Consider the following 2571-nt stretch of genomic DNA (forward strand, 5'->3'; position numbering starts at 1 on the left):
TTGTTTGGCGATAGATCTGATCACTGAACGCCATGAATGTTCCTTCTGATTTCATCTTTTTGTTTTAACTAGCAATTTTGTGGGGATACCTCAGGCTCCGACCCCTTTTTTCCGATTAGCTCCGACCCTTTTTCAGTTTAATGATTCCAACTTGATTTTATAAATTATGAGGTGGAATCATCTAAGTTTTTAACAACTGACTCTAATGAAATAATGTCATTCTCTATGCTACTCACTTCCATTTCTAGAGACTGGATGAAATCCTCAGACTGTTTAATCGTCGTTTTGTCGAGCCCCAACTTTGTAAGTTTAACATTAAGATAGTTGGTGTGCTTTTCGGAAAACCAGTCTTGCACTGCTTGCGGAGTAAGCTTATCTTTGGTAAACCAAATAAACGCAGTTAATAATAAAGTCAGAGCCGAATAAGTGGTTGATTTAGTAATTTTTTCTATTTCGTCCGATGCGTAGTAGGAGGCCGAGAAGGTGATGGCTGCAATAAGTACTATTGATATCGTTGTAGTCATTTTTTTTCTGGTAACATACCGGCTTTCAACATGTTCTCTCTTGATTTTTATAGTGTTAAGTTTTTCTTTCTCAGTGGTTATTTTTTCGATATAGAGTTTTTTTGAAAGTTTTTTTTCCGCAATAAGTGAAGTGGTTATTTCTTTTTTATTTTTTATTTCGGTTTCAAGTTTTCGAGTCAGATTTGCATTTTCTACTTCTCGTTGAGTGCTTAAACTCTCAAAGTAAACTTTGTTTCTTATGTATGCATCAATGCTAGAATCTTCTATGAGAGATAAAATTTGCTCTGTTTCTTCAGATGTTATTTCTTCTGGCCGTCTTACGTCACTTCTGCAATCTGCTAGTATTCCTGTTGCTGTTTCTTTATCAAGGCGTCCATTTGCAAAGTCGCTTTTTAGTTCATCAAGGCGTTTACTGACTGACTCATTTACCTTAGAGGAAAGTACTATTTTTGCTTTTGTAATTACGTCAAAAGCTACTGTTTTTATCTGGCTCCCAAAGCCTCTATTTAACTTAAACCAAAACTTACTTATCATGAAATTTAAGTTAGTTGCAAGTGGTACATTTCCTTTATCTTTTAATAAAGGACTCCATGCGATACTTAACATTTTGTAGTTTTCAGTAACCAAAATATGAGTTATGTTATCGAAGCGTTGGCTGTCGCCTTTTCTGAGTATGTTAATGTAATTAAGTTCCTTTAGATGTGATTCTTTAATTTCGTGCCTCATTTCTGCTTGAATTTGATTTGAAATTGATGAGTTAATGATATTGTATTGGTGGTTAGCTTCTGAAAAAAAATCTTCATCTTCAAGAAGTTTAATTTTTTTTACTTGTAATAGTCTTGCTAGGTTTTGCTTCTTTGTTAGTAGGGTCAGTCGGTCATTGCAGCCGTTTGTTAGATGAACCATCGCAGATAGGTGTGGTAGTGCTTTATCCTTTCCAGATACAATATCTTCAGCCTTGGAGAAAAATAAATTCACTTCCTCTAAGGTTTCACTGAAGTATCTTAATTTTATTTTATCTTGCTTTGCGCTATTTATTTCTGTTATGTAGCTTAGAAATTCTTCGGTTATTTGTTTGAAAACATCGCCATTGTATCCGGCTAAGTGGAATATTATTTCTGTACCTAATATTATTGTTATTTTTTGCTTCCATGCTCCAGTGTCTGATATGTTGTTGTTGAACCTAATTCCAGCTTCTATTATTGATCCGTCTTTTATCTCTTGGATGTGCTCAATGAAATCTGAATCTTCAGATTTTGATATTATGAATGCGCTTATATGTTCAGAGAATTTTTTACCATTAGCATTATCTTGCATGAAAGATGTGAATGAGTGCGATAATTCTTCGATTTCATGATTTGATAGTATTCTTTTTAATTTTAATTCTATATACTCTTGTATGGCTAACAGAAGCTTGCTATTTTTTTCTTCAGCTTCTGATATTCTTAGTAGTAAGTTTCTGTTGGATGTTTCTTGTTCTTCGCTCGGTGTGTATATATAAGATACAGGCTTTTCTTTTGTTTTTTCTAGATGATTTATTCTCTTCAGCGATGTGGCTATTACACCTTCTGGAAGTGTGAATGAAAATTCTTCATTTATATTTCTGGTTAGTTCGCTGCATGTAAATGATTTAAGATTTCTTTTTACAATTGTCGCTTCGGAGAATGCTGCTATTGCATCAATAATGTTTTCGTTATTTTTGTATGTTTGGCCGAAAACTGCTAATGATGAAAGTAAATGTATTTCTTCTCTTCTGTGCACAGTGGATCTCTCTTTATGGTAATGGTGAATGTTTTTATCTCGAAAGTTTCGCTTATTTAATCGTTGCTGAAATAACATCATTTTTATAAAATTAATGCAGATTTTGTAAAACTACAAGAGAAAAATAACCCGAAGAATCAATAGGGGCACTGTCATTGATTTGGTATAGGCGCAGGTTATTAGTAGATATGTGCGTATTTCGGGATGATCCGGCCAGCGATTTCGGCATGAGTCGGCCACCCATTTCGGTATCATCCGGCCACTGATTTCGGCCTTATCCGGCCAC

The 2571-nt window shown here is 34.5% G+C and carries 1 protein-coding gene; it reads right to left on the minus strand.

The features are described 5' to 3' along the window. Positions 1–164: 164 nt before the first annotated feature. Complete coding sequence (locus BLW68_RS20860) at positions 165–2285, minus strand: hypothetical protein (RefSeq protein WP_092797213.1); 2121 nt, start codon at positions 2283–2285, stop codon at positions 165–167. Positions 2286–2571: the final 286 nt, after the last annotated feature.

This window comes from Rheinheimera pacifica (genome assembly GCF_900108485.1).
Classification (GTDB): domain Bacteria; phylum Pseudomonadota; class Gammaproteobacteria; order Enterobacterales; family Alteromonadaceae; genus Alishewanella; species Alishewanella pacifica.